The sequence below is a fragment of the Niallia oryzisoli genome, from assembly GCF_043641075.1.
GTDB lineage: Bacteria > Bacillota > Bacilli > Bacillales > Cytobacillaceae > Bacillus_BD > Bacillus_BD oryzisoli_A.
The window spans coordinates 1-24,199 of record NZ_JBHZRC010000006.1 but is presented as its reverse complement, the minus strand read 5'-3'; the positions used below and the strand labels follow the sequence as shown (position 1 = coordinate 24,199).

General features: G+C 36.9%; 24 protein-coding genes. 20 read left to right on the top strand and 4 right to left on the bottom strand.

Annotated elements, in window-relative coordinates; all coding sequences use genetic code 11:
• Positions 1-100: 100 nt before the first annotated feature.
• On the top strand, positions 101-733 hold the full coding sequence (locus tag ACHUFV_RS16930; RefSeq protein WP_394236186.1) for an FMN-dependent NADH-azoreductase: 633 nt from the start codon (positions 101-103) through the stop codon (positions 731-733).
• A 137-nt stretch (positions 734-870) separates the two neighbouring features.
• Here ACHUFV_RS16930 and ACHUFV_RS16925 read toward each other — a convergent pair whose 3' ends face one another.
• Entirely contained in the window at positions 871-1,488 is a 618-nt protein-coding gene (locus tag ACHUFV_RS16925; protein WP_394236184.1) for a nitroreductase family protein, read from the bottom strand.
• 338 nt (positions 1,489-1,826) lie between these two features.
• Here ACHUFV_RS16925 and ACHUFV_RS16920 point away from each other — a divergent pair, with 338 nt between their 5' ends.
• From ACHUFV_RS16920 to ACHUFV_RS16905, 4 genes are all read left to right on the top strand, one after another.
• A complete protein-coding gene (locus tag ACHUFV_RS16920; protein ID WP_394236182.1) occupies positions 1,827-2,225 on the top strand; it encodes a DoxX family protein in 399 nt (132 codons plus the stop codon).
• Between the two features lie 128 nt (positions 2,226-2,353).
• The gene (locus ACHUFV_RS16915) at positions 2,354-3,292 is read left to right on the top strand and encodes a ring-cleaving dioxygenase (protein ID WP_394236180.1); all 939 of its coding nucleotides are present in this window, start codon (positions 2,354-2,356) and stop codon (positions 3,290-3,292) included.
• Positions 3,293-3,330: 38 nt separating this feature from the next.
• On the top strand, positions 3,331-4,275 hold the full coding sequence (locus ACHUFV_RS16910; protein ID WP_394236178.1) for a ring-cleaving dioxygenase: 945 nt from the start codon (positions 3,331-3,333) through the stop codon (positions 4,273-4,275).
• A gap of 2 nt (positions 4,276-4,277) precedes the next feature.
• Positions 4,278-4,886, top strand: a complete 609-nt coding sequence (locus tag ACHUFV_RS16905; RefSeq protein ID WP_394236177.1) for an alpha/beta hydrolase — start codon at positions 4,278-4,280, stop codon at positions 4,884-4,886.
• Positions 4,887-5,033: 147 nt separating this feature from the next.
• Here the strand turns inward: ACHUFV_RS16905 and ACHUFV_RS16900 are convergent, their stop codons facing one another.
• Positions 5,034-5,717, bottom strand: a complete 684-nt coding sequence (locus ACHUFV_RS16900; RefSeq protein WP_394236175.1) for a DUF421 domain-containing protein — start codon at positions 5,715-5,717, stop codon at positions 5,034-5,036.
• Between the two features lie 409 nt (positions 5,718-6,126).
• Here ACHUFV_RS16900 and ACHUFV_RS16895 point away from each other — a divergent pair, with 409 nt between their 5' ends.
• The 10 genes from ACHUFV_RS16895 (at position 6,127) to ACHUFV_RS16850 (ending at position 15,816) form a co-directional block, all read left to right on the top strand.
• Positions 6,127-7,086: a LacI family DNA-binding transcriptional regulator gene (locus tag ACHUFV_RS16895; protein ID WP_394236173.1), complete on the top strand. Its 960-nt coding sequence runs from the start codon at positions 6,127-6,129 to the stop codon at positions 7,084-7,086.
• A gap of 197 nt (positions 7,087-7,283) precedes the next feature.
• Positions 7,284-8,045 carry an SDR family oxidoreductase gene (locus tag ACHUFV_RS16890; protein WP_394236172.1) on the top strand — a complete coding sequence of 254 codons (762 nt, stop codon included), beginning with the start codon at positions 7,284-7,286 and terminating at the stop codon, positions 8,043-8,045.
• A 347-nt stretch (positions 8,046-8,392) separates the two neighbouring features.
• The gene (locus ACHUFV_RS16885) at positions 8,393-9,208 is read left to right on the top strand and encodes a ZIP family metal transporter (RefSeq protein WP_394236170.1); all 816 of its coding nucleotides are present in this window, start codon (positions 8,393-8,395) and stop codon (positions 9,206-9,208) included.
• A gap of 168 nt (positions 9,209-9,376) precedes the next feature.
• A complete protein-coding gene (locus tag ACHUFV_RS16880; protein WP_394236168.1) occupies positions 9,377-9,874 on the top strand; it encodes a DUF402 domain-containing protein in 498 nt (165 codons plus the stop codon).
• Between the two features lie 561 nt (positions 9,875-10,435).
• Positions 10,436-11,131 (top strand): vancomycin resistance response regulator transcription factor, VanR-F/VanR-M family, encoded by a 696-nt coding sequence (gene vanR / locus ACHUFV_RS16875; RefSeq protein ID WP_394236166.1) that lies wholly within the window; start codon positions 10,436-10,438, stop codon positions 11,129-11,131.
• Positions 11,124-12,230 carry a sensor histidine kinase gene (locus ACHUFV_RS16870; RefSeq protein WP_394236164.1) on the top strand — a complete coding sequence of 369 codons (1,107 nt, stop codon included), beginning with the start codon at positions 11,124-11,126 and terminating at the stop codon, positions 12,228-12,230. The genes vanR and ACHUFV_RS16870 overlap by 8 nt, the downstream gene beginning before the upstream one ends.
• A 102-nt stretch (positions 12,231-12,332) precedes the next feature.
• Positions 12,333-13,244, top strand: a complete 912-nt coding sequence (gene vanY, locus ACHUFV_RS16865) for a VanY-A/VanY-F/VanY-M family D-Ala-D-Ala carboxypeptidase (protein ID WP_394236162.1) — start codon at positions 12,333-12,335, stop codon at positions 13,242-13,244.
• Complete coding sequence (locus ACHUFV_RS16860) at positions 13,241-13,771, top strand: VanZ family protein (protein ID WP_394236160.1); 531 nt, start codon at positions 13,241-13,243, stop codon at positions 13,769-13,771. The genes vanY and ACHUFV_RS16860 overlap by 4 nt, the downstream gene beginning before the upstream one ends.
• 167 nt (positions 13,772-13,938) lie before the next feature.
• The gene (locus tag ACHUFV_RS16855; RefSeq protein ID WP_142301762.1) at positions 13,939-13,983 is read left to right on the top strand and encodes an erythromycin resistance leader peptide; all 45 of its coding nucleotides are present in this window, start codon (positions 13,939-13,941) and stop codon (positions 13,981-13,983) included.
• 366 nt (positions 13,984-14,349) lie between these two features.
• Positions 14,350-15,816 (top strand): Msr family ABC-F type ribosomal protection protein, encoded by a 1,467-nt coding sequence (locus tag ACHUFV_RS16850; protein WP_394236159.1) that lies wholly within the window; start codon positions 14,350-14,352, stop codon positions 15,814-15,816.
• 419 nt (positions 15,817-16,235) lie between these two features.
• Here ACHUFV_RS16850 and ACHUFV_RS16845 read toward each other — a convergent pair whose 3' ends face one another.
• A complete protein-coding gene (locus ACHUFV_RS16845; RefSeq protein ID WP_394236157.1) occupies positions 16,236-17,510 on the bottom strand; it encodes an MFS transporter in 1,275 nt (424 codons plus the stop codon).
• 154 nt (positions 17,511-17,664) lie between these two features.
• Here ACHUFV_RS16845 and ACHUFV_RS16840 point away from each other — a divergent pair, with 154 nt between their 5' ends.
• The gene (locus ACHUFV_RS16840; protein ID WP_394236155.1) at positions 17,665-18,576 is read left to right on the top strand and encodes a LysR family transcriptional regulator; all 912 of its coding nucleotides are present in this window, start codon (positions 17,665-17,667) and stop codon (positions 18,574-18,576) included.
• A gap of 50 nt (positions 18,577-18,626) precedes the next feature.
• Positions 18,627-19,151, top strand: a complete 525-nt coding sequence (locus tag ACHUFV_RS16835; protein WP_394236153.1) for a GNAT family N-acetyltransferase — start codon at positions 18,627-18,629, stop codon at positions 19,149-19,151.
• A gap of 44 nt (positions 19,152-19,195) precedes the next feature.
• On the opposite strand, the gene ACHUFV_RS16830 is transcribed toward ACHUFV_RS16835, so the two are convergent.
• Entirely contained in the window at positions 19,196-20,074 is an 879-nt protein-coding gene (locus tag ACHUFV_RS16830; RefSeq protein ID WP_394236151.1) for a processed acidic surface protein, read from the bottom strand.
• Between the two features lie 188 nt (positions 20,075-20,262).
• On the opposite strand from ACHUFV_RS16830, the gene ACHUFV_RS16825 reads away from it, so the two are divergent.
• The 3 genes from ACHUFV_RS16825 to ACHUFV_RS16815 are packed head-to-tail and all read left to right on the top strand — an operon-like array spanning position 20,263 to position 23,909.
• Positions 20,263-21,840: a cation:proton antiporter gene (locus ACHUFV_RS16825; protein ID WP_394236150.1), complete on the top strand. Its 1,578-nt coding sequence runs from the start codon at positions 20,263-20,265 to the stop codon at positions 21,838-21,840.
• A gap of 18 nt (positions 21,841-21,858) precedes the next feature.
• The gene (locus ACHUFV_RS16820) at positions 21,859-23,205 is read left to right on the top strand and encodes a TrkH family potassium uptake protein (RefSeq protein ID WP_394236148.1); all 1,347 of its coding nucleotides are present in this window, start codon (positions 21,859-21,861) and stop codon (positions 23,203-23,205) included.
• A 47-nt stretch (positions 23,206-23,252) separates the two neighbouring features.
• Positions 23,253-23,909: a potassium channel family protein gene (locus tag ACHUFV_RS16815; RefSeq protein ID WP_394236147.1), complete on the top strand. Its 657-nt coding sequence runs from the start codon at positions 23,253-23,255 to the stop codon at positions 23,907-23,909.
• Positions 23,910-24,199: the final 290 nt, after the last annotated feature.

Sequence of the window (24,199 nt, the reverse complement as noted above, 5' to 3'; positions counted from 1 at the left end):
AAATTATTGGTTGACAAATATCTCAGTTTAATATATTCTTAATTCAAGATAAATAAAATAAACATAACACAATTCGAGATAAAAAGGAGATTTTACTATAATGAATGTACTAGTTGTAAAAGCAAATAACCGTCCAGCATCAGAGGCTGTATCAAGCAAAATGTATGAAACGTTTATGGAAAATCTAGAGGGCGTTAACGTTACAACGTTTGATGTTTTTGCTGAAGATATGCCATACTTTGGCCAAGATTTATTTAATGCGTTTGGTAAAATGAGCGCTGGTGAAGAATTAACAGATCTTGAACAACGTATTGTAGCCGCTAAACAAAAGGCGAAGGATGCTTTATCAGCAGCAGATGTCGTAGTGTTTGCTTTCCCATTATGGAACCTAACAATTCCTGCGAAGTTACAAACATTTGTTGACTATGTGTACGAAGCAGGGTATGCCTTCAAATATGACGAAAATGGCCAAGCTGTCCAATTAATGACAGATAAAAAAGCGGTTATTCTAAGCGCACGCGGAGGCAGCTACTCCACACCTGAAGCAGCACCAATGGAAATGGCAGCTACCTATATGAAAAATGTATTTGGTGGAGTATTCGGAATGGAAATCATTGATGAAGTGATTATTGAAGGTCATAATGCTATGCCAGATCAAGCTCAACGTATTATTGCTGAAGGGTTAGAAAAAGTAGCAGCTGCTGCAAAGAATTTATCAGCTGTTAAGGCTTAATGAACAGTATCTAATATGATCGTTTTATAGAAAAAGGAGAAAGGTCTATATTTTAGACTTTCTCCTTTTTTATTATCGAGATTCAATTTTAGCATTTTAATAGATTTAAAATTAAAGTTGGACTCTACCCAAAGTAACTAATCTACAAAATGAACAAACTCACCAACTGGTTTTCTATATCCTCTTGGTCTTATTTTCTCTTTGACGGATTTGCCGATTGGAATCATTAATACAGGCTGGTGGTTCTCTGGAATATGATAAATCTCTTTGATGATGGGAACATTTTTTACATGCATCGGGCAAGTATCCCAGCCCTTATCCTTTGCGGCTAGCATAAAGAGCATAGCAGAAAGACAGGCATTTCGGATATTATCCTCTTCTCTTAATGTGAGATCGTCACTATATAGGTTATTTATCGCTTCAATCGTTTCATTATATGCACACTCGTCTAGTATTCCAAGTAGTTTCATTCCTTCGTATAATCGTGGAGCTTCCTTATAGCCCTCTGTATCACCACATACGATGATGGTTGCGGAAGCCGTAAGGGTTTTATGCTGTCCAAATGAAGCTTCTTTGACCAATGCCTTCTTTTCCTCCGATGTCACAACATAATAATGCGTGGATTGAATGTTATAGGAGGATGGGTGGGTTTTAACAATTTCAAATATCTCTTGTAATTCAGATTCAGAAATTTTCACATCTGATTGAAAATTGATCGCTGAGCGTCTAAGTTTTGCTAATTCTACAAACTCCATTTATGTATACTCCTCTTTTGGTTATTATGACAATAGTCCTAATTGTACACTAATCCCATTATATAAATAAATGTATATCTTTTATTAAAAGAAAAGGTACAATCCTGTGAAAGTTTAAAAAGTGGGTAAGGGAAGGAAAAAACTAAAATAAATAATTGACAAACAAAATGATATGTATTATTATTATCTCGAATTAAAGATATTTAAATTCAAGATTTTTTAAAAAGGAAAAGCATTATACGAAGGAGATGAATATACTACATTTATACAGGCAACTAAGCAACCTATTTTTTTAACTAATATCTCGAATTCGAGATAATTTACGAGGAGGAATTAAGATGACAAATATTGGTTTATTAATGATTCGGTTGGTGATTGGTTTACTATTCGTAGGTCACGGTGCTCAAAAATTGTTTGGTTGGTTCGGTGGTTATGGATTAAAAGGAACGGGTGGCTGGTTCGAATCCATCGGAATGAAACCAGGAGTAACGCTGGCTCTTTTCGCAGGATTAGCGGAACTTATTGGTGGGCTATTGTTTGCTTTAGGTTTCGTAACTCCACTTGCAGGCATTCTGATTGCTGGAACAATGGTAATGGCTATCGTTAAAGTACATGGTCCAAACGGGTTATGGTCTACTTCAAATGGTTATGAATATAACTTAACAATACTTGCAGTGGCTATTGGTGTTGCTCTAATTGGACCTGGTCAATATGCTTTAGATGCATTTTTATTCTAGGATATCTCGAATTGAAGATAATTGAGTTAAAATTAAAATGCATGAAATTTTTATATCTCTATTAGGAACAAAATAAGTTATTAAATTTGTATAAATGGCTGAATTTCAAATGCAAAGGAGTGTACGAAATGAGTAAAAAAACAATGGGTATTCACCATATCACGGCCATTGTGGGCCATCCTCAAGAAAATGTGGATTTTTATGCTGGTGTACTAGGTTTGCGATTAGTCAAGCAAACAGTCAATTTTGATGATCCCGAAACCTATCACCTTTATTTCGGGAATGAAGGAGGAAAGCCTGGAACGATCATTACATTCTTTCCATGGCCGGGAGCTCAACAAGGGATGATTGGCGGCGGCCAGGTAGGGGTTACATCCTATGTTGTTCCTAAAGGTGCATTGGAGTTTTGGGAAAAACGACTTGAAAAATTTAATGTTTCGTACACTAAAATGGAGCGTTTTGGAGAGCAATATTTAGAGTTTGATGATCCACATGGACTACATTTAGAAATTGTTGAAAGAGAAGAAGGAGGAGCTAATACATGGACGTTTGGAGGTGTTACTCCGGATGTTGCCGTAAAAGGCTTTGGCGGAGCTACTTTATTATCGACCCAACCTAACAAAACGGCTGAATTGCTAGAGAGTGTTATGGGACTTGAATTTGCCGGTAAAGAGGGAGATTTCGCTCGTTATCGTTCTACTGCAGATATCGGAAATGTGATTGATCTTAAATTAACTTCTATGGGACGCGGAGAAATGGGTGTCGGGACTGTACACCACATTGCCTGGCGGGCGATTGATGACCAAGATCAACTAGATTGGAAAAAGCATGTGAAAGCGAATGGATATGGTGTTACTCCTGTAAAGGACCGAAATTATTTTAACGCTATTTACTTTAGAGAGCATGGGGAAATTCTTTTTGAAATTGCAACAGATCTACCAGGATTTGCACATGATGAATCCGTAGAGACAATGGGAGAAAAATTGATGCTGCCTGAGCAGTATGAACAACAAAGAAGTCAGATCGAACGTATGTTACTTCCTCTTAAAGTAAGAGGACTTGATTGAGTGCCATTAAATCCTATTGATGAAATGGAGAGGGAATCATGCAAAAAACAGCAGGTATTCATCATATTACTGCAATGGTAAACGATGCTCAAAGAAATATTGATTTTTATGCAGGGGTACTTGGGTTAAGACTTGTAAAAAAGACGATCAATTTTGACCGCCCAGAAGTGTATCATCTCTATTTCGGAAATGATTCGGGGCAGCCAGGAACGGTCATCACATTCTTTCCATGGCCAAAACAATCAAAAGGACGCATTGGTACAGGACAGGTTGGAGTGACGAGCTATATCATCCCGGTTGGTTCCATGCGATTTTGGGAGAAGCGTTTAAAAAAATTCGGGATAAAGTTTTTCTCGTTTGAACGTTTTGGAGAAAAATACTTGGCCCTCCAAGATCCGGACGGTCTTGAAATTGAACTGGTCGAACGAAAGGAAGGTCCCGTCAATCATTGGAGCTTTGGTGACATCCAGCCAGACACTGCCATTAAGGGCTTCGGTGGAGCGACCTTAATTTCTGCAAAGCCAAATCAAACGGCCGATGTTCTCGAAACTATTTTAGGGTTAGAGTGCCTTGGGCAAGAAGAGGGCTTTCTACGTTTTAAATCAGAAGCAACGCTCGGAAATATCATTGATATAAAGCTAACGCCCTCTGTTCGTGGTCTAATGGGAGCTGGAACGGTTCATCATATTGCTTGGCGGGCAAAGGATGAGGAAGAGCATCTCCAATGGAGAACGATTTTACAAGAAAAAGGATATTATCCAACAGAGATTCTTGATCGTAATTACTTCAAAGCCCTTTATTTCCACGAAAAAGGTGGGATCCTTTTCGAAATTGCGACAGATTCACCAGGCTTTGCGGTAGATGAACCAATGAACGAATTAGGGCAAAAATTGATGCTGCCATCATGGTTTGAGTCAAAACGTGAAGAATTAGAGGATACCTTACCTTCTGTTGAGGTTCGTGTGTTGGAAGGGGACAAATGAAGATGAAACATATTTTTCAAAAAGGAGATCCATCAAAACCAACGTTATTATTGCTTCATGGTACCGGCGGCAATGAGTTAGACCTGCTGCCTCTTGCCGGAAAAATCGATGATGAGGCAAATTTCATAAGTATCCGCGGAAACGTAGTTGAAAATGGCATGCCTCGATTTTTCAGGAGAATAGCTGAAGGAGTCTTTGATGAAGAGGACCTCATTTTCCGAACAAAAGAATTAAACGAGTTTCTGGATGAAGCAGCAGAGAAGTATGGTTTTGACAGAGGTAACATGGTTGCAATAGGCTACTCAAATGGAGCAAATATTGCAGCCAGTTTATTATTCCATTATCAACATTCTTTGAAGGCTGCGATTCTTCATCATCCAATGGTGCCGAGAAGAGGCCTCGATCTTCCTGATTTATCAGGTAAGTCTGTTTTTATTGCAGCCGGGACAAATGATCCGATCTGCCCGCCACAGGAATCGGAAGAATTGCAATCGTTATTAGAAAAAGCGAATGCAGATGTTGAGCTTCACTGGGAAAATCGAGGCCATCAATTAACTGCCCAGGAGGTCGAAGCCGCAGCTAGTTGGTATCGTGCTAGATGCTTAAAATAGACATACTTATGGGGAAAAGGGAACTAAATGATGAATAAGGAAAGCCAAATAATAGTGTAGGCCACTCTGAAAAAACAGACGTGGCCTATTTGATGCTTGTTCAATTAGTTCATTGGCAATTGTTGAAACCGCAAAGAATGATGATTTTCATTGATCCACAAATAAATCAATGGACAAATTTCCTTTCGTCCCTACGACAGCATAGGAGATGTCATAAACTGCCAGGCTTCTTTTTTTAAGTTCAGCCAGTAACCAATCTTCATTGTAGGTGTGTTTAGATAAGTTTTCGTATAAGATCTTCCCATCATAGATCAGCTCTATCGGTATAGTTCCTGTTGAGGGCAGTATAGGTATATCCTGCTTGGTGATATTTTGATATTGAGGTTTTTTTAATACAGAGAGGGAACCATTTATCTCTAAAATGGCACATTCCACTTCTTCTATGTTGAAGATATCTTTGCCTCTTAATGCTTGTTTAAGCGAATCTAGTGAGTACCCCATTCGATTCATTTCCTCTTCGAGAATTTGTCCTTTTTGAATGAGAGTAGCAGGTTCTCCAGTAATCCATTTCCCGAAACGTGGATTTCGAACCGCAATAAGATTCAGCATAAAAACGACAGCACCCATAATGATAATGGAAATCATGAAATACATGAATTTAATTTTAATATTAAATGCTAGATTTCCTGCAATGGTCCCCATCGTAATGGATGCAATATAAAGATGATAGGTCCTCTGGGAAATCGTCTGTTTACCGAGCAGCTGGACAAATATCCACAATAAAATAAAAGCGGTAAAGGTTCGAAAGATGATTTCAACAGATCCTGGCATCCCTATTTCTCCCTTGCAGTAATCCAAACAATTCGTTTTTGATAGTATGTTCTTACAGAAAGTCCCTTATTCTGGGAAGAGCTAAGGGTTCTCTGGCTAATTTTAACGGATTTCCGAAAGAAGTCTATGATTCGGACCGAGGAACCCGTCCCCGTGGTTCACTCATCGTATACTTCAAATAAATTATTGTAATAATCATTGTTAGTAATTTTCTTTTTTATCGGATGCTTTCTTTTGTACTGTGAGATAGGAAATGATGATAATATCAGAATAGAACTGCATAAGAATAGTAAGCACATGATACCTATTAGTATGGACATCTTAGTACCCTCCTTTATTGATTACGACATCAGTGTAAATGATGAAACGCGTATCATAGCAAGAAAAAGTTTTTTAAGGAGTTATAATTGTGGCAAATATTAGAGATATTGCAAAATTAGCTGGAGTATCCGTTACAACCGTTTCTCGCGTCTTAAATAATCATCCATATGTTAGTAAGGAAAAAAAGGAAGCTGTGCAACGGGCGATGGAGGAATCTAATTATCAGCGAAATATAAATGCAGTTCATCTGAGCAAAGGAAAAACCTTCCTTATAGGGGTTGTGATTCCATATACAAATCATCCATACTTTGGCTTGCTTGTTGAAGGGATTGCGAAAGAGGCTGTGAAAAACAATTACAAGTTGGTTCTATTTCAAACCAATTATGAAGAAAACAGAGAAATTGAAGCGTTAGAGATGTTACAGCATAAGCAAATCGATGCACTTATTATCTGTTCAAGAAGCTGCGGATGGGATGTTATTGATGAATATGTGGAATACGGTCCAATTATTTGTTTCGAAGATGCGAGAGGTCGAAAGGTTTCTTCAACATTCATTGACCATTATAAATGCTTTTCCAATGCATTAGAGTATCTTTATCATAAAGGACATCAAAAAATTGGCTATTCCTTGGGAAGAAAATCAGGAACCAATAGTAAACAAAGAGAGAAGGCTTACAGAGATTTTTTGAATAAGGTAAACCTGTCATTTGACAAGGACTATATTTTTTATGACTGTCTCAAATTTGAAGATGGGGTAAAAGTAGTTCAAAAATTAACCAGCATGGACAACCCGCCAACAGCCCTGCTGGTTACCAGTGACATCTTGGCTGCAGGAATCATAACCTACTGCAAGGAAAAAAGCATCTTAATACCTGATGACCTTGCCATAATGGGATTCGATAACCAACCGATTGCAAAAATTATGCATATCACAACACTTGAAATTCCTTTGGTTGAAATAGGAGAAAAATTGTTTCTTCAAGCCATAGACAGTAACCATTCTCACGAAGAGATAGATGTGAAATTAATTGAACGGCAAACAGTATAGTAGGAATAAACTAGTAAAAGGGAAGAATATTTGGGAATTAAGAGGAAAAAGATAAGATGTGCTGCAACCGATTAGAGTAGGAAATTAGGGACTGGAAGCAAAAGTGAAAGAGCATTGCAAAATCATGGCTCTGATACAATTTTAAACGATTAAAAATACACGAGGAATTACATAACGTTCAACGAAAGAGTGATTTGATGAAACGATCAGGCAATACAGTACTAATTACTGGCGGGGCAGCAGGAATCGGATTTGCGTTTGCTGAGCGATTCATACAACGAGGCAATACAGTCATTGTCTGCGGCAGACGTGAAGCAAAGCTCCAGTTGGCAAAGGCAAAATATCCTGAACTGATTACACGTGTTTGTGATGTCACCAAAGAAGCGGATCGGATTGCCTTGTTCGACTGGGTCAAGAGCGAGCACCCTGATGTGAACGTGCTTGTTAACAACGCAGGCATTCAGCAGCGCTACCATGTTCTTAAAACGAAGGCGAAGGATGAGTGGAGCTACTACAGTCAAGAAATAGCCTCCAACATTGAGGCTCCCTTTCATTTTTGCATGCTTTTTGCGCCGTACTTTGCCCAGAAAGACTATGCGGCGATCCTTAACGTATCATCCGGTTTAGCCTTTACCCCAATGGCGATTGCGCCGATTTATTCTGCAACGAAAGCGGCGGTGCATTCCTTTACGATGAGCTTACGGCATCAGCTTGAAGAAACGTCCATTGAGGTGATAGAAATTGCGCCACCGGCCGTTAATACCGATTTAGGCGGAGCTGGCCTGCATACCTTTGGCACCCCTGTAGATGAATTTGCCGATGCCATATTTACTGGCCTTGAAGCAGGGAAAAACGAAATTGGCTACGCACGTGCTGAACAAGCCATGAGGATGAACCGAGATGAAATTGATGAGTCAGTCAAGACCATGTACGCCAAAATGAAAAACACCATTCTATAAAAAGAGCCACGGGGACGGGTTCGTTGGTCCGTTGTAATAAGAAGATTGAGTTCGAATGTTGAGTGATTTATTAGTGAAGGGACAAGAGTTTAAATTAAACTCCTGTCTTTTTTTTATTCATTCACAGTATCTTGGAATGAGTCTCTGTTAAATAGAATGTTATTAATTGATCTGGGATTAGTTAAACAAGTTTTGGTAAAAAATGGTTCATAATAAAGATTATTAAATTAATATTCACTATTATGAAATTAAATAATTGACTATTATTTGGTTTAGTTCTAAAATGTTTCCTATGGTAAATATTTTAGAACTAGGCTAACTTTGGCCGATAACAAGGAGTACATCTTATGATTCATTTTTTTCAACAGTTTAATCCAATAACACAAGCATTTATCGCTACTTTATTTACGTGGGGAATGACTGCCGTTGGGGCGACGCTTGTTTTTGCAACAAAAACAATTAACCAGAGATTGTTAGATAGTATGCTGGGATTTGCTGGAGGTGTAATGATTGCAGCCAGCTATTGGTCATTACTCGGTCCTGCAATCGAAATGTCAGAGGACAATGCGATAGGAACTTGGTTTCCAGCCGCATTTGGATTTTTATTAGGCGGGATTTTTTTATGGGGAATTGATAAGGTCCTTCCACATCTTCATCCAAATACTCCGCTTAGTGAAGCAGAGGGATACTATCCTAAAAAGAGAAAAAGAAGTACACTGTTGGTTCTTGCTATCACCCTCCACAATATTCCAGAGGGACTAGCTGTCGGGATTGCGTTCGGTGCACTTGCAAATGGGGGAACAGAGGCTTCTTTAGCGGGTGCTTTGACACTTGCCCTCGGAATCGGTATCCAAAACTTTCCTGAAGGTGTGGCGGTTTCAATGCCTTTAAGAGGTGAGGGCATGTCTCGTAGAAAAAGCTTTTTCTACGGACAATTTTCAGGGATGGTCGAACCGATTGCAGCCGTGATTGGTGCGTTTGCTGTTTCATTTATCGAGCCAATACTGCCTTATGCATTAAGTTTTGCGGCAGGAGCAATGATTTTTGTTGTAGTGGAAGAAGTAATACCAAGCTCACAAGAAAAGGGTAATAAGGACTTAGCCTCAATGAGCTTAATGATTGGCTTTGTATTAATGATGATTCTTGATGTGGCTTTAGGATAAATTGAGCCGCGGGGAGGGGTTCGTTGGCTTATTGCATAAGGCTGTATCCCTGTTTTATGTACTTATTCGGAGGATTGTAAATAGGACAGCCAGCTATTGAGTATCTGCCCTCCGCATGCGGATGTATGATAAAATATTGTAATAGTTTTTAGTGGAAGCGGAGATAGAATGAAAAAATTAATAAATGTAAAAGGACTAAAACACCCAGATATCTCTCACTACGAGTGGCAAGGGGAGTTACTAGAACAAACAGACGATTATGTAATCATTCACTGTAAACCAGGAACGCAAATTAACCATCACACCAAAAATAAGGCATACACGACAAACAATCATTGGCTTGATTTTTTCTTTAAAAAGGAATGGTATACAGTTTCAATCGAAATTGAAAACAGAAAAATCATTACCTATTATTGTAATATTGCATTGCCACCAATAATTGGTAATAGCCAAATCAGTTTCGTAGATTTAGATTTGGATTATGTAAAAAAGCATGATGAGAATTGGAAAGTCGTAGATGAAGATGAGTTCGAGCTGAATAGCTCTAAATATAACTATTCAGCTGAAATGAAACAAAGTGCCATTGAAGCATTAGAAAAGCTAAAAAAGACAGTACGTAACAAAGAATTCCCATTTCAAAACGAAGTTCTTGATTTGTTAGATTAGGTTGCAAATATGGCTAAGCTGTCGCTGATGCGGCATTTACAGAGTACAATGGTATATAAGAAAATGTATATAGTGAAATCTGGATGGCAGGAAAGAAAAAAGGTAACGATTTAGACCACATCAAGATTTTCTTCTAGAGGGGCTTAGAATATAGCCTCTTTTTGGTGTTGTTGAAAGGAATCTTGTAATCTTCATATTATTCATATCAATATAGCAATTATGGTAATAATAATTCTTCAGCCATCAGGCGTAAGCTCTGAATGACATCGAGGGTGCTTCATTATTCAAATAATAATAGTTTCGGATGGAAAGCCTCAATCATATCGTTACTAAATGAGGAAAGTTAAGTTGCAGAATCGTCGTTAGCTCTTTATCCATATTCTTGAATAATAAAAGGAAATAATAGAAAATAAAAAATGAGCTCTAAATGATACCAAAATAGGTAAAATTAGACTGATAAACTATTCCATCAAAAACATCAAATCTTTTAGGGGGAGCTTTGTAACGGGGTGAAGATAAATAATCATTCGCAGAATGGAACTTGTAATGGGAGTGGGAAAGATGAAACGTATATCGATTTTAATTGCAGATGATGAAGAGGAGATTGCTGATCTGATTGCCATCTATCTAGAAAAAGAAGGATACCATATTATTAAAGTATCGGATGGGCAAGAGGCTGTTCGTGTTGTCGAGGCTCAGACAATTGATTTGATGATTTTAGATATTATGATGCCAAAAATGGATGGATATGAAGCAATCCGTCGCATTCGTGAAAAACATAATATGCCAATCATATTTTTGAGTGCTAAAACATCTGATTTCGATAAAGTGCAAGGGTTGGTAATTGGAGCGGATGATTATATGACTAAACCATTTATCCCCATTGAATTGGTAGCACGCGTCAATGCACAGCTGCGTCGCTTTATGAAGTTGAATCAACCTATTGCCAATCACAACTCAATCTTGGAATTTGGTGGATTAACAATCTCTCCTGAACATCGTACAGTAACACTGTTTGGTAAGAATATTGAGTTAACGCCGAAGGAATTTGACATTTTATTTTTATTAGGCAGTAATCCAAATAAAGTTTATAGTGCAGAAGATATTTTTCAGAAGGTATGGGGAGATGCATACTATGAAGGTGGGAATACTGTGATGGTTCATATTCGTACGTTGAGGAAAAAACTTGAAGAGGACAAACGAAAAAACAAATTAATCAAAACTGTATGGGGTGTAGGGTATAAATTCAATGGGTAACATACTACGAGGCTTTCGTGCAAAAATGATTCTATTACTAGGTTTGAGCATGTTGTTGTCGAGCGTCATTACATACCTACTCTTTAAAGTGCTTCAATTGTATTATTATACAAGTGTGAATCATGGAGATACACTAGCATATTTTCGAAAAATCATAGGAAATATTGGAGACCTAAACGTCTTTTTATTGTTATTTATCTTGCTTTCAATAGTATTTTTCTTTTTCTTCACAAAACCCTACTCAACCTATTTCAAAGAGATTTCTAAAGGAATTCATTATCTTGCTCAGGGTGACTTTAAGCATCGAATTCAAATCGTATCAAATGATGAATTTAGTGATATTGCACAAAGCATCAATTTGGCAAGTGAAAAATTGGAAGAGGCGATTCAACGAGGAGATTTTTCAGAAAGCAGTAAAGATCAATTAGTCGTAAATTTAGCCCATGATTTGCGGACGCCACTTACCTCTGTTTTAGGATATTTGGATTTAATTCTCAAGGATGGTAGCTTGACTAAAGAACAGGTCCAACATTTTTTAACGATAGCCTTTACTAAATCTCAACGGTTAGAAAGGCTAATTGATGAATTATTCGGGATAACTAGGATGAATTATGGCATGTTACCCATTCAGAAGAAACCAATCGACTTAAATGAGCTGCTTGTTCAATTGAAAGAAGAGTTGTATCCTGTTTTCGAGAAAAACGATTTGATCGTTCGGATGAATATGATTTCTCCTTTATCTATTATGGGGGATGGAGAGTTATTGGCACGAGTGTTTGAAAATCTTCTGATTAATGCCAATCGTTATGGATATGAAGGGCAGTATGTCGACATCAACGGTATAATTGATTCAAAGGAAGTAGTTATTCAAGTGATTAATTATGGGGATGCCATTCCTCCAGCCGAACTGCCCCATATATTTGATATGCTTTATACCGGTGACAAAGCACGAACTCATCAAGAAAATAGTACAGGACTCGGTTTATTCATTGCGAAGAATATTGTAGAGCAACACAACGGGACAATCACTGCCGAAAGTGATGTAATACGCACTTTATTTGAAGTCCGATTACCAATGGAGGATTCATTAAAAGATTAATAATGTATGGAATAATTTAAGAAAAATTTAATATTTACCCCACTTTTTATTTTAATAGTTTTTCCTATCCTAGTAACAGGCTGCATCAAGGAGGAGATTAAAATGAAAAAGTGGGGATTTTTATTATTATGCTTTTGTTTAACAATCCTATTTATTGAACCAATTTTTGAATCAAAGGAAGAAAGACAAAATGAAGAACACTATGAAAAAGATAAAGTCGAGAATAGAAGTATTTCTGAAAATGTCAATAAAATTGAGATTACAGAGGAACAAACGTATCAAGGAAATCTACTTTTGGTCAACAGTGAATATCTGGTTCGCCCAAAAAGTATAAAATCGGATGTGATCAATCTATCTACGCATCATGAATGGACAAAGGGGTACGGATTGTTGGATAACAATATTTATTTGTCAGAGGAACTAGCACGTAGATTTTCAGAGATGATTACTGCAGCAAAAAAAGATGGAGTTCATAATTTCTCCATTACAAGTGGCTTTCGAGATTTTGGTGAGCAAAGTGCCCTTTATCAAGAAATGGGTTCTGCCTATGCGCTGCCAGCGGGCTATAGCGAACACAATCTGGGTTTATCGCTTGATGTGGGATCTACTCAAATGAAGATGGCGGATGCACCAGAAGGAAAGTGGATAGAAGAAAACGCTTGGAAATACGGGTTCGTTTTACGCTATCCAAAGGACAAAACAGCAATTACAGGCATCCAGTATGAACCTTGGCATATACGCTATGTTGGATTGCCGCATAGTGCGATTATGGAGGAAAAGAATTTTACTTTAGAAGAATACTTGGATTTTTTAAAAGAGCAAAAGTCCATTTCACAGACTATACAGGGTGAAGAATATAAGATTTCATACTACCCAGTAACCAAAGATACAACCATTCATGTGGCTTCCACTCTTCGTTGGGAGATATCAGGTAACAATATAGATGGTGTCATTGTGACCGTGTATCCCAATTCAACACATACTAGTCTCACGGGGAGAAGGATGTCACAATGAAAAAAAAGATAGTAATGAACAATATGATTATACTAGCCTTATTTGTCTTTTATATATACGTATTACTGAGAATCATACTATTTAAGTTCCGCTGGAGAGATATGACCTTTCTCTGGCAGCAACTTCAGAGGAATCTTGGGAATCCTGATCATCTCATGTACCAGTTGCAAAGCGGGAATTTTATCCCGTTCCAAACAATCGTCATTAATATTCAGAGTCTATCAGGGTGGCATGATTTTAGTAATTTGATTGGGAATATCGTAGCGTTCATACCATTAGGAATCTTTCTTATTCTATTGTCTAAAGATAGAGGAATGTCATTCATAGGCGTCTTAGCCCGTTCATTGTGTTTAAGTTTATCCTTGGAATGCTTTCAGGTGTTTTTTTCTCTCGGAATTTTTGATGTCGACGACCTACTACTAAACACCTCTGGAGGATTGCTTGGCTATGGTGCGATTAAGCTTTGTCGTAGGTTGATAGAAAATACATCAAACCTTGTGCAAGAAAGAGATATGGTTGAAAAATAGGAGTTTATAACAGCTTTCTCGGGTGAAAGTTTAAATGGGATGATAGGTGCTTAAAGTAAATGGGGCCTAGTTGAGGAAAGAGTTAGTATTATTTTTCTTTGACTTTAATTATTAGAGAACCTATAATTATTTTTGTACTTTTATATTTTCAGGAGGATTATTAAAAAATGACACATGCTATGAGACTTCGATTCCCAACTTTGAACCAGTAATTGAATACGTTCAAAGGCTCTGTTTTGTGCATACAGAGTAAACGGGATAAGTCTGTCCTTTTTTAATAATCTTCATTTCATATGATAAATACGCATATTTTGCTGGTTTAGCAATTACTATGTGTTTTCTATTACTATTGTTACGTAGAAATAGTGATCATATGTAATGTATAGAAAGGCGGATGATTCTGCCTTTCTTTATTTATGTCTAATTTACCTTCTATCTTACTCAATTGGAAGGTTTATTTGAGAACGGCTTCTAACCACTCTAATCCAATAAGGATGGGTTCTTCCCTTTACTCTGGAGTCACAGGCAGATCGCCTGTGACTTTTTTTATTTAACAAAAGTAAAGTGAGGTAAAGAAAATGGAAAAAGTATGTCTCGAATTGGAAAATATTCAACTTTCCTATTTAGATAAATTAGTGCTATCTATTTCCCACCTTTCCGTTCATCAGTACGATCGTATCGGGATTGTTGGTAAAAATGGAGCAGGGAAGAGTACGCTGCTGAAACTAATGGCTGGCCGGATTCAACCAGAGAAAGGTCATGTAAGACGGTTTGTGGATTTTATGTATTTCGATCAATTAGCCTCTCCAATTAATCGAGAAGTAAATTACGAGCTAATCGGGAGGTTATCTATCCCAAAAACTGAAATGGAAAATCTTAGTGGCGGTGAACAAACAAGGCTGAAGTTAGCACATATTATGTCAGACTATCATGAAGGTTTATTAATTGACGAACCGACCACACACCTCGATGAAGCTGGAAAACAATTTTTCATCGAAGAAATGACATATTATTATGGTGCGCTTGTACTTGTAAGTCATGATCGCTACGTGTTAGATAAGCTTGTTACGAAAATATGGGAAATTGAAGATGGTTGTATCATCGAATACACTGGAAATTATTCAGATTACGTTAAACAAAAAGAGCTGCAGAGAAAACAGCAGCAAGAACAGCATGAAAACTATATCAAAGAAAAGAACCGTCTTTTAAAAGCTGCAGAGGAAAAGATGAAAAAGGCCGACAAAATCACGCAAGCGAACGGACATATTTCAAAAAAGGAAACAAAAGCGAAGGCGAATAAGATGTTCATGACCAAATCAAAAGACACAGGTCAAAAGGCGGTTCAACGTGCTGCAAAAGCGATTGAAAAGCGCGTTGAACAACTGAAGAGTATAGAGGCCCCAAAGGAGGAACCACTACTCTGTTTCCAGCAATCTCCAGCACTCCTGATGCACAATAAATACCCCATCATGGGTGAACGTGTAACCCTGAAAGTGGGTGATAAGATACTTCTCAAAGAAGTTAGTTTTCAATTTCCGTTGGGTAAAACCATTGCGATTACAGGCTGCAATGGGGCAGGAAAAACAACTTTACTTGACCATATTTTAAACCGTGGAGAAGGCATCGTCCTATCCCCCAAAGCCGTTATCGGAGCCTATAAACAAATGGATTATCAATTTACTAAAGAGGAGGGTATTCTTGATTATATAAAAAACAGAAGTGATTATAATGAAAGTAAAATACGTTCGGTCCTTCACTCCATGAATTTTACAGGAAGCGATCTTATTAAAAATGTCCTTCAATTAAGTGGCGGCGAAGCGATTCGTCTAGTATTGTGTCAGCTTTTTCTAGGAAGATACAATGTGCTAATTCTAGATGAACCGACTAATTTTTTGGATGTTTTTTGTATTGAAGCATTAGAGCGCTTCTTAAAAGGATATGAGGGGACAGTCATTCTCGTATCACATGATCGTATGTTCATTGAACGAGTCACTAATTGTGAATATGTCATTGAGGAACAAAAACTACTAATCAGAAAAAATTAATACAAATCATTTACTAACGAAAAAGAAAGCTTGAAGAAATGAGTGCGGACCACAGGGACGGGTTCCATGGTCCGACTGACGAGTACTGGCTTTTCGATTTGAACCGCGGGACCCGTTTCTGTGGCTCATTGACCTCTTTACTAAAATAAACTGCATCTTTTATTTAGAAGGATTGCAACAAGTAAACAAAGGTAGAAAGTAGGCTGTTTTTGTTTCGTTATTAATGGAATTCGGTAGAAACCATTACTGTATAAAGGGGGCATCACTTCGATAAAAAGTGGAGCCCTTCTGTTATTCCACTAACGGGCATTTAGCTAAGGAAAGTTAAATTTTGTGAAACTTGAAATTCTTAGTCGTTATTTAGATGTTATGTTAAACAAAGGATTAATTTCGCCTAAGATACACATTTCAATGCAGTGCTATATAGTTATTATTTCTTCTTTAGATAATTGACTTGCTTGTTGTTTTTTAATAATAATGACAAATAAGCTTGCTAATAAACAGAAAACTCCTGCCAAGAAGAATGCCCACGTGTAAGTGTTGAAAAATTTATAGATTAGGCCCCCTCCATATGCAGCAACTGCAGCACCTACCTGATGAGATGCAAAAATCCAGCCATAAACAATTCCACTTTTATTAATGCCGAAAATTTGTCTTGAGATATTAATAGTTGGTGGAACCGTTGCAATCCAATCTAATCCATAAAACACCGTAAAGATAACTAGCATTGTAAGGGAGCCTTTCGTTAATGCAAAAGGAAGGAATACAAGAGAAGCCCCTCTTAAACCGTAGTACCAAAATAATAGCCATCGATTATCGAAACGATCTGACAACCAACCGGATAGAGTTGTTCCTACTAGATTAAAAACTCCCATCAACGAAAGAAACGATGCCGCTGTTACTAAAGGCACACCAAAACTTATACAGTAAGAAACAAAATGTGTACCGATTAAACCGTTTGTTGAGAGTCCACAAATAAAGAAACTACCAGATAATAACCAAAATTCCTTCGCTTTCACTGCTTCGAATAGACCATTGAAGGCTATAACAATAGGGTTTTCCTTTTGTCCTTCATTGCTCTCTTGTATTTCTTCCTCAAGTCCATATGGAAGAATTCCAATATCCTTTGGTGTGTTTTTCATAAATAAAAAGATAATAGTAAGCATAATGAAACTAAGGATCATAATTAAACCAATTGCTATTCGCCACGAATAATGATCTATAATAGCCGCTAAGACAGGAAGTAGAATTAACTGACCTGTCGCTGTACTTGCCGTTAATATTCCTACTGCAAGACCTCTTCTTTTCTCAAACCAATGGTTCGCTACATATGGACTTAATACGGTTAAAAAAAGACTTGATCCCAACCCAATAATAAGGCCCCAAATGATGATCATCTGCCATGTTTGATTCATAATAAAGATTAATATGACACCTGTCAGTAAAGTTGCCATAGAAGCGATCATCATTTTTTTTAAGCCCATCACATTAAGTAATGCTGCCATAAAGGGACCTGATATTCCATATAAAAACATACTAATGGCAAAAGCGAGTGCAATAACAGATCGATCCCATCCAAATTCCTTTTCGAAAGGATCGATAAAAATCCCTGATGATGATACGACAATTCCAGCTACAATAATGGAGAAAAATGTGATGGCAAGAATAAACCAGCTATAGTGTAAACGTTTCAAAACTCAAGCACCTCCGTTGTCTTCATATAATATCCTCCTGCATTTTCTTAATAGTAACTTGCAACGAATCATTAGTAAAATTGAAGTTTGCAAAGTTATCCATTGATTTTTATGATACTATAGACGTAAGAGTATGATAAAAGTGGGTGCAATGATGGAAATACGACATTTTATTACGTTTAAAAAGGTCATTGAAACGGGTAGTTTCACACAAGCAGCGGAACAGTTAGGTTATACCCAATCAACGGTGACTACTCATATTCAGACGCTTGAAGAACATTTAGGCGCACCACTGTTTGATCGGATGGGTCGAAAGGTAGGGTTAACTGATATTGGAAAGAAGCTGTTACCCTATACGAAAGAAATACTGGATACTTATGGGAAAATTGAAAACATTGCTTGTGAGGAAAAGGATATTAGAGGGACATTAAGGATTGCGGCACCTGAATCACTTACGGTCTACCGCTTAGAAGCAATAGTAAGAGAATACCGAAAGAAATTTCCTCATGTAAATATACGGTTAAGTAATGCCACATGCGGAGATAACAAGAAAGCAATACTTGATGGGAGTGCAGATATTGCATTTGTCATGTTGCCTCAGTTTGAGGATTCAGATTTAGTTATCCATCCGTTAAAGAACGAACCGATTGTTCTCGTTGGAAGTCCCGACTGTCCACTGACCAGTCTAGATGATAGTAACGAAAATCAGAAGCTGATCGAGAGTTTAATTACGAACGAGAAAGAAGCCAGCTATCGAAGAATATTTGAAGAGTTCCTACGTGATAGAGGGATAGTACCTTCCAACATCATGGAACTTTGGAGTATTGAGGCGATCAAACGATCGGTGATGAGTGGGCTTGGTATTGCTTATATACCTTTAATGGCTGTACAGGATGAAATCGAGGAATGCAAGTTGAAAATGATTTCTTTTGAAGCTGATTTAAAACAGATATACTCCCAAATCCTTTATCACAAAAATAAATGGATTTCCCCTGCATTATCAAGTTTTATAGATATTACCTTGAAACATGCAAGAGACTGGTCATGTGAGGAGACTACTTGTTGAGTTGAGTAATAAGAATGTTTTAATAATCTCATTTCGTATTACTACTAGAGGTGATTAGTTTGAAGATTAAAAAAGCAAATGAAGAAGATATAAAAGCTGTATCTAGAGTGTATGTGGATAGTTGGAGGACTACTTATCACGGTTTGGTACCAGACGATTATTTGGATAGTTTATCGTATAAAGAGGCAGAGCAACGGTGGCTTCACTTTTTAAATCATGAACATGAAGCCTTTATATATATTGCAGTTAATAATGCAGGAAATATTATTGGTTTTGCATCAGGCAAAAGCATGGATGACGAAAATTTTGATGGAGAATTATACTCCCTTTATCTATTGCAGAAATGTAGGGGACTAGGTATTGGAAGACAATTGGTTTCAGCAATTGCCAATCATTTTAAAGAAAAAGGCTTTACCTCAATAATGGTATGGGTAATGGAAAAAAATAAATCTGGACTTGGTTTCTATGAACGTATGGGAGGAAAAAAGTATCTCCGTAGGAAAAGTGAGTTTGGTGGAATGGTAGTAGATGATGTTGCATATGGCTGGAAGGATGTCTCAGTATTAATCAAATAATAATAATAAGCCCCTCCAACCGGAAAGGCTTTAATAACAGCTAGCTATTTTAATTCTTTTTGCGCATTCTCATATTTCTCTTTATGCATATGGTCAACATAATCATCTGATATCTCGCCTAGATGAAGCAGATCTTCTCCTTCTTCAACTGCTTCAAGATTTTCAAAAAACTCTTTAGGGATGGTTAAATCCATTAACAGGTTCCCTGAAATATCATAGATACTAGCAGAGAAACTTCCTGGAGGTTTCTCCATTTTCATTAAATCCTTTAGTGTTACAGCCTTTCCGTCAACCTGAAAATTGACTTTAATTTCATATAACGCAATGGTTTCTTCAAGAATTTGAATCATTTCATCTACAGCTTCATCCGTTAGTTGTGAAGGATCTTCTATATTGGCGAATTTTTCCCAAAGTGTATCATTTGTTGCCATTTGGTCAAGTTGGTCTTTATTTTTTTCCTCAACGGCTTCTAGATAATTGTTAAGTCTCTCGGATTCTTCTTCTGTTATGCCAAATTCAGCTAACCCATCTTCTATTTCTGCCATATATTCATCATAGTTCACATAAAATTCAACGGTCGAATCCAAGTCCTCGATAAATTTATATTCATTTTTAGAATCACCAAAGTGGTCCATTAAGTCATTGAATTCTTTTTCCGTCAAATCATATTTCTTTAATAACTCCTGAAAATTTGTTGAATTAATCGGTGTTCCAAGGATTGTCTTAAGCTCTTCCACTGTATTAAACTCATCCAATGGTATTTCATAATAATTCAGATATTCCATTAAATCCTGTTTCGTCCATCCTATACCAGCTAAATATTGATTTAATTCATTTTCGGGAGGAGCTGCTTGTACGGAAGAAACATTAAACATGAATAGAAACGTAGCTAAGCAAGTAAGTATAGTTTTTAAATGGCGCATTAGTACCCTCCTTAATTTGGTGCATGATTATATTTCCCCTTTAAAATTTCTTTAGAAAATGTAAATAATCCCTAAATAATTGACAATTGTTTCTATCAATTGGGATGTTGTTTTTATAAACTCATTCGAATAAAAATTGATACAAAAAATCCCTTTTGGAATACTAAATGTAAAGGGGGTTATGAAAAGTGCATGACGTAGATTTACATCATATTTTCAATCTTGGACTTATTTTAGTTATGATTGCAGCTGGAATAACAGCTATTGCAAAAAAACTTAACCGACCTTACCCGATTGCATTAGTAATTGTAGGTACAATTATTGGACTGATAAATATTCCAATAATTGAGCCATTAAAGGATTTTATAACAGAAGGTGAAATCTTCAACTTTGTGATCATTACTCTGTTTTTGCCTGCTTTATTAGGTGAAGCGTCTTTAAAGCTTCCCTATTCCCATTTAAAAGAGAATAAAAAGCCGATTCTAGCTCTAGCTTTTGGAGCAACCCTTTTATCATTTCTTATTGTCGGTTTTTCCACGATATGGCTTTTGGATTTTTCCATTCAAACAGCATTTGTTTTTGCTGCTTTAATGAGTGCCACTGATCCAGTAAGTGTACTTTCCATTTTTAAAAGCTTAGGCGTTAATAAAAGGCTGGCCATTGTTATTGAAGGGGAAAGTTTATTTAATGATGGACTTGCGGTAGTCCTTTTTAAAATCTCAGCCTTTTATTTACTTACATATCTTGAACTTGGAGTTGTGGGTATAGGTTATGGAGTATGGGAATTTTTTCGGGTGATCTTCCTTGGACTCTTCATTGGAGGGGCTCTTGGCTATGGTTTTTCAAAATTAACCAGCTACTTTGATGATTATCCATTGGAAATCATCTTTAGTGTTATCCTTTTTTACGGTTCCTTCTTAATTGCCGAAGCTGTACATGCCTCTGGTGTAATTGCAGTTGTTGTTTCTGCATTAATTTTTGGGAATTACGGAGCAAAAATTGGCATGAGCCCGACGACAAAGTTAAATATTAATAATTTTTGGGAAGTTACGGCACTGTTAGCGAATTCAATTGTATTTCTAATGGTAGGGTTGGAAATTACCAGGCTAAATTTAACAGACAAATGGGGGTACATTTTTCTAGCCATCATCATCGTACTAGTTTCAAGAAGTATTTCCGTTTATGCAAGTTTATTATTCACGAAGAATTTCCCCACCAGTTGGAAGCACGTCATCAATTGGGGAGGTCTAAAGGGGTCATTATCCATTGCACTTGTTTTAAGTCTCCCACGTGATTTTAAAGGGTGGGAGGAAATTCTCATTTTAGCGTTCAGTGTGGTTTTATTCTCATTGGTAGTTCAGGGGCTTTCCATAAAATCACTATTATCGATCTTAGGGGTAAATAAAAAAGCAGAGGGATTTAAAGAATATGAAGAGATTATAGCACGAGGACATCGATTCGAATCGGCAATTACGGAAATAAACACAGTTAGAAAAAGGTTGTTTATTACCGAAGCGATATCGAATGAGATTATTACACAATACGAACAACAACTTTTGGAATCACAAAAAAAATTGGTGCAACTTTTTGAGAAGTATCCTATCCTAAAAGAGAAACAACAAACCATCCTGGAAAAGTATGCATTATACGCTCAATACGAAACCATCGATCAATTAAATAAAGGAGACATTCTCTCTAATGAAGTCGCTGAGCATGAGCGTAGCCAAATTATGGATAGATTAGTAAAATTAGATGATTCAATCTGATAAAAGGGAGAAAGTAATGTGGAATTATTTAAAAGAAAAGGGAATTTAGTCAGTTTGCAACCTGCTAGAATCCTCGTAATTGGTTTTGGAAGTCTAATACTATTGGGGACCCTTCTTTTCATGTTACCAATAGCTACAACTGAAAAAGGAAGGGGACTTAGCTTTATAAATGCTTTATTTGAAGCAACCTCTGCTGTTTGTGTTACAGGTCTTGCAGTAGTGGATACTGGAACAACCTTTACCTTATTTGGAGAGATTGTTCTTCTTTGTTTGATTCAGATTGGTGGTTGGGGTTTTATGACTACAGGTATTTTCATGTTTATTATCCTAGGTAAAAAGATTGGATTGAAGGAACGCTTATTATTACAAGATTCATTAAACGTATTTTCTCTTTCAGGAGTCGTGAACCTTGTTAAACGCATCATTCTTATTACTTTTATTGTGGAATTAATAGGTGCCACTATATTAGCGATACGTTGGTCATTTGAAATGCCGTTGGCGAAAGCCGTTTACTATGGTATATTCCACTCCATTTCAGCCTTTAATAATGCTGGGTTTGGACTGGAATCTGACAGTCTGAGTAAATGGGTAGGTGATCCGGTCGTTAACATAATGGTTACTTTTCTTTTCATCACTGGAGGTATTGGTTTTACTGTTATTCTCGATCTTTTTTATAAAAGATCCTTTCGAAAATTATCCCTACATTCAAAAGTCGCACTGCTTGTAACACTGATACTTAACATTATAGGACCTTTAATCATTTTGATCTCAGAATTTAATAATCCTGATACTATTGGAAGTTTGTCATTAGGTGATAAGCTTTGGGCCTCCTACTTTCAAGGAGTTGTAACAAGGACTGCAGGTTTTAATACGATTGATATTGGTTCCTTGAGCTTATCTTCCCTTGTTTTCATGATGGCTCTTATGTTCATTGGTGCTTCTTCAGGCTCTACGGGTGGTGGTATTAAAGTAACTACCTTTACCATTATTATGTTAGCTTTTTGGGCAGTGGTAACGAATCGGAATGATGTAAATATATTTAAACGAAGAATCCCCTGGGAGTTGGTAAATAAATCGTTATCAATTGTGGTCACGGCACTTCTCTTCATCTTTTTGATCTTCTTTTTATTAACTTTTACAGAGAAAGCAGATATGAGCAAACTTCTATTTGAAACGATTTCCGCTTTTGGCACAGTAGGTTTGTCTGCGAATTTCACACCCGAACTGTCGCCTATAGGAAGAGTCTTAATTACAATTTTGATGTTTATTGGCAGGCTCGGACCTTTAACAATGGCATTTGCACTTTTAAACACTCGAAAAGAAGCAAAGGTAAGATATGCAGAAGAAAAAATATTAATTGGGTAGGTTGAATCCATATATAATGAATATTCTCTTGAGGTGAATGATAAACAATGGCAAAGCAAAATTATGCTGTTATTGGTTTGGGAAGATTCGGATCAAGTATTGCATCAAAGTTATTCGAAGAAGGGCAAGAAGTATTGGGAATTGATTTAAATGAAGAACGAATTGAAAGTAGTAAATTTTCACTTACACATGCGGTTGTACTTGATTCAACAGATGAGGAATCTCTAAAATCCGTGGGGATTCGAAATTTTGATCATGTAATCGTAGCCATAGGCGATGACATGCAAGCTAGTATCTTAACCGTACTTCTTTTAAAGGAAATGGGAGTACAAAAAGTAATTGCAAAAGCTATTAACAAACGTCATGGACAAGTATTAACAAAAGTTGGGGCAGACTGGGTGATATATCCAGAAAGGGATATGGGAGAACGTGTTGCCCATCAGCTTCTCACACCAAACGTGTTGAACTATATAGAATTGTCAAAGGAATTCAATATTGAAGAATTAATGATTCCTTCAAGATTGACAAGTAAAAATTTACGGGAGCTTGATTTACGAGCAAAATATAATTTGAACGCTATTGCGATTGTTCATAATGACCATATAATTATTTCTCCATCTCCTGATCAGATTATACAAGAGGGGGATAAATTGATTGTACTAGGGCATCGAGATAATATTAATGAGTTTGCAAATATCAGGTGACAAATGAAAGGCAAACAAGACATCTACCAAATGGGTGTCCTTCCTGAGTTACGTCAAGGATAAAAAATCATAGGTAAACTTGTGAAACATGACACTTAAAGTAATGGGCGTTAGGTCTTTGCATTGTAGTTCCGGCTTATCGAAGAACGTATCTTTATATGTAGAATAGGCTCTTATCCCAATCTAGAAAAACAGACTCTAAAATGAGTCTGTTCAGATTGTCGACAAAAGGGGTTCGGAATGGTCTCATTCCGAACCCCTTTTCTTGAATTTCTTGGATTTTTACTGAT

Bases quoted from the DNA above. Each gene is read 5' to 3' on its own strand.
- vanR (WP_394236166.1), top strand. From the start codon at position 10,436: ATGAAACGTATATCGATTTTAATTGCAGATGATGAAGAGGAGATTGCT.
- ACHUFV_RS16925 (WP_394236184.1), bottom strand. From the start codon at position 1,488: ATGGAGTTTGTAGAATTAGCAAAACTTAGACGCTCAGCGATCAATTTT.
- ACHUFV_RS16860 (WP_394236160.1), top strand. From the start codon at position 13,241: ATGAAAAAAAAGATAGTAATGAACAATATGATTATACTAGCCTTATTT.
- ACHUFV_RS16880 (WP_394236168.1), top strand. From the start codon at position 9,377: ATGAAAAAATTAATAAATGTAAAAGGACTAAAACACCCAGATATCTCT.
- ACHUFV_RS16900 (WP_394236175.1), bottom strand. From the start codon at position 5,717: ATGCCAGGATCTGTTGAAATCATCTTTCGAACCTTTACCGCTTTTATT.
- ACHUFV_RS16850 (WP_394236159.1), top strand. From the start codon at position 14,350: ATGGAAAAAGTATGTCTCGAATTGGAAAATATTCAACTTTCCTATTTA.
- ACHUFV_RS16920 (WP_394236182.1), top strand. From the start codon at position 1,827: ATGACAAATATTGGTTTATTAATGATTCGGTTGGTGATTGGTTTACTA.
- ACHUFV_RS16830 (WP_394236151.1), bottom strand. From the start codon at position 20,074: ATGCGCCATTTAAAAACTATACTTACTTGCTTAGCTACGTTTCTATTC.
- ACHUFV_RS16870 (WP_394236164.1), top strand. From the start codon at position 11,124: ATGGGTAACATACTACGAGGCTTTCGTGCAAAAATGATTCTATTACTA.
- ACHUFV_RS16910 (WP_394236178.1), top strand. From the start codon at position 3,331: ATGCAAAAAACAGCAGGTATTCATCATATTACTGCAATGGTAAACGAT.
- ACHUFV_RS16885 (WP_394236170.1), top strand. From the start codon at position 8,393: ATGATTCATTTTTTTCAACAGTTTAATCCAATAACACAAGCATTTATC.
- ACHUFV_RS16815 (WP_394236147.1), top strand. From the start codon at position 23,253: ATGGCAAAGCAAAATTATGCTGTTATTGGTTTGGGAAGATTCGGATCA.
- ACHUFV_RS16915 (WP_394236180.1), top strand. From the start codon at position 2,354: ATGAGTAAAAAAACAATGGGTATTCACCATATCACGGCCATTGTGGGC.
- vanY (WP_394236162.1), top strand. From the start codon at position 12,333: ATGAAAAAGTGGGGATTTTTATTATTATGCTTTTGTTTAACAATCCTA.
- ACHUFV_RS16890 (WP_394236172.1), top strand. From the start codon at position 7,284: ATGAAACGATCAGGCAATACAGTACTAATTACTGGCGGGGCAGCAGGA.
- ACHUFV_RS16905 (WP_394236177.1), top strand. From the start codon at position 4,278: ATGAAACATATTTTTCAAAAAGGAGATCCATCAAAACCAACGTTATTA.
- ACHUFV_RS16840 (WP_394236155.1), top strand. From the start codon at position 17,665: ATGGAAATACGACATTTTATTACGTTTAAAAAGGTCATTGAAACGGGT.
- ACHUFV_RS16930 (WP_394236186.1), top strand. From the start codon at position 101: ATGAATGTACTAGTTGTAAAAGCAAATAACCGTCCAGCATCAGAGGCT.